At 61.9% G+C, this 2,698-nt stretch carries 4 protein-coding genes; 3 read left to right on the top strand and 1 reads right to left on the bottom strand.

The features are described from left to right. Positions 1-347 precede the first annotated feature (347 nt). Complete coding sequence (locus tag QZY03_RS13825) at positions 348-683, bottom strand: hypothetical protein (RefSeq protein ID WP_295581954.1); 336 nt, start codon at positions 681-683, stop codon at positions 348-350. Between the two features lie 2 nt (positions 684-685). Between QZY03_RS13825 and QZY03_RS13820 the strand changes: the two genes are divergently transcribed. The 3 genes from QZY03_RS13820 to QZY03_RS13810 are packed head-to-tail and all read left to right on the top strand — an operon-like array spanning position 686 to position 1,744. Next, a complete protein-coding gene (locus QZY03_RS13820; protein ID WP_295581952.1) occupies positions 686-1,015 on the top strand; it encodes a hypothetical protein in 330 nt (109 codons plus the stop codon). 37 nt (positions 1,016-1,052) lie between these two features. Next, positions 1,053-1,364 carry a nucleotidyltransferase domain-containing protein gene (locus QZY03_RS13815; protein WP_295581950.1) on the top strand — a complete coding sequence of 104 codons (312 nt, stop codon included), beginning with the start codon at positions 1,053-1,055 and terminating at the stop codon, positions 1,362-1,364. Further along, positions 1,361-1,744, top strand: a complete 384-nt coding sequence (locus tag QZY03_RS13810) for a HEPN domain-containing protein (RefSeq protein WP_295581949.1) — start codon at positions 1,361-1,363, stop codon at positions 1,742-1,744. Before QZY03_RS13815 ends, QZY03_RS13810 begins: the two co-directional genes overlap by 4 nt. Positions 1,745-2,698: the final 954 nt, after the last annotated feature.

Raw genomic sequence — 2,698 nt, 5'->3', positions numbered from 1 at the left:
GTGGCTATCAGCGTGCAGACATCCTGGAGCTACTTCGGTTTATCGACTGGGTTCTCACGTTACCGGAAGGACTCGAACACCAGCTATGGACGGAAGTTCAACAATTCGACGAGGAAAAGCGGATGCGCTATGTCAGCAGTTGGATGCTTGGCGGCTCCCGCGGTGGCCGGATGAGGATCGTCGATCTCGTCGGGCGCAATCGGGCGCCTTGCGCGAAGGATCGGACCGGCGCCGAATCCCACGGCGCCCGGCGGGCCGCTCGGTATCAGGGACCCGGCCCAGCGGTCGCGTGCCGCATCCACCAGGGGTCGCGCGATGCCGCCCAATTTTGGAACTGCTGGGTGCGGCTACGGGCCGGTCGGCCGATCGTCTGTGATCTTAGCAGCGCCCCGTGTCCGCACTTCGTCCTGCGCCTCGCTCAGCCGGCTGGCAACCTCCTGAAACCGCGGCTCCAAGTCCAATCGTCCCGGCGCCCCGATCGCCCGCGCACGATCATAAAGCGCACGAGCCATGTCGACCTCGCCATCATCCAGCCGCCAAGTCGCCGCCAGGAGCAAAGGCAGCGGATTCACCGGAAACGCGGAGAAGGCAGCTTCCAGCGCGCCGATCGCACCCGCGTTGTCGCCCTGGGCATGACGCAGATGCCCGACATACATCAGGAGTTTCTGACGGCTGGACGGCAAACATGGCCGGCACCGCCGCCGCGTCTTGCGTCAGCGCCAGCAGTGCAGGCTCCGGCACGCGACAGCCCTGGTCCAGGGCCAGATCGGTGGGCTTCAGCAAGTCGGTCGTACCGGATCAGTGGCGGCTGCTATACTCTCTGAATGCCGTCGTCGGAGTCATCGACGGCTTCCGCTGGGCGATCCTCGGCGGCGAGTCCACGCGCTATATACCCGGTTTTTTCCTCAGTTGGTGTGTGAGCGTCTTCTTTCTGTGGCTCGGCATCCGTCGGTTCCGCGGTATGGAAAAGCGCTTTGCCGACCTGATCCGAGCTGAGGGTGAAATGGCATGGTGAATAGCAGGCTCGGTATCAACCGACAGGATTAGCAACAATGCTCCAGGATCCCGTCATCACAACCCTCGCCGACGAGCTCAATCGCCGCCTCGGCACCCACCTGCGTGGGCTGTGGTTGTACGGATCCAGGGCTCGCGGCGATGCGCGTGTGACCTCTGACTATGATGTCTTGATCATCGTCGATGAAAAGACGCAAGCCATGCGTGACCGCATCTTAGACCTTCAAGTAGAGATTCTTGACCGCCACGAAGCCTTGGTGGCTACTTTGCTGCGGACCGAGAACGAGTGGCTGGGCAGTCAAGGCTCTCCACTGGCGCGAAACATCGCTCGCGAAGCCGTGCGACTGTGATACCCGCGATTGCGCAACTGCTCCGTGCCGCAGAGGACAAAGTCGAAGCCTCGGAATTACTGCTCCGGGAGGGGCTGAATGGCGACGCCGCTTCGCGCGCGTATTACGCCGCCTTTCATGCGATCAGCGCGCTCCACCTCGCGCGCGGCCAGACCTTCTCCAGCCACGCGCAGTTGATTGGACGATTTAATAAGGACTTTGTTCGATCAGGGGTTTTCCCCCCGGAGTACACGCGGATTCTAACCCGGCTGTTTGAAGATCGACAACTCGGTGATTATGACGCCACCGCCGAAATCGACCGCGACCAAGCCAGCCAAGACGTAACCGATGCCCGCCGGATCGTCGCAGAAATTCATGCCCACCTGTGTCAACCGGAATAGACTCAATCCGAATGCAATCGGCCAACCTTGCCCACATGCCCGCCATCATCCTCCCCTGTCGAAACGAGGCGGTGTCGCTTGGCTGGTGTTGACATGGATACCTCAGGATGATCGCGGATTGTGCCCATACTGCTTGAATACCGGTGTTATCCCCAAGGCCGGAATGCAGGCCGCCGTCAAAGGTCGGTGGCCCTTGGCCAGCCAGTCCTGTACCGACAATGGCAGGAGCAAGGCAGTCTCACGGTCGATTGGGTGGAAGCGGCGCATTGGCCGTGGCACTCCCGGCCATCGGAGCTTATCACGACAGTGTACCGGACCATCAGCCCCGATGGCGCGCCGAAGTCCGACAGGCAGTACCCCGTTCCAACTTAAGTTGGACCGTCATTCCGGCAGGATGCCGGAATCCAGTGCCATGGATGCTAGCTTGCAGCGAGCACGGACTGGCAAGACTAAGACCGAACGCCCTACCAGTCTTTCGCAGTGAGCCTTCCACGCGGCGCACTATGGTGCACCGTCGACCTCCGCGTTGCTCCTCTCGATCTCCGACAGGCGCCCTATTGGGCTTTGATCGTAATCCCGGCCAGCGGCGTGCGTCGTCAGGGTTTCCAGCCCTGAGGGTGTCAGGCCAGGATGGCCTGACAACGCACCCGGCGAGCCCAAGTGGCCGGAATCTTGATCGAGGCCCGCGATTGCGCCCTACGGGAGAGCGTCATCGGACCGTGAGCCCTGTCCGACGCCCCCTGCACGCGACCAAAACCACCAGGAGTCCGAGGCTTCAGCCTTGGCGCCCCCAGACCAAGGCGGAAGTCTTGGATTCCCTTCCCGGTCACGCCAGCGATGGAGCAAGCGGAGGCCGCTTAGGTGATTTCCGGAACACCGGAGACCACCCACTGTAGGCTCAGATGTCGATGAGACTTCAGTCGCACCGACTCGGACGCAGGTGCGACTGAAGTC

Source organism: uncultured Lamprocystis sp. (assembly GCF_903933125.1).
Lineage (GTDB): Bacteria > Pseudomonadota > Gammaproteobacteria > Chromatiales > Chromatiaceae > Thiodictyon.
Note: the sequence above shows the minus strand (reverse complement) of the source record. Positions and strands in the feature narration are given on the sequence as shown.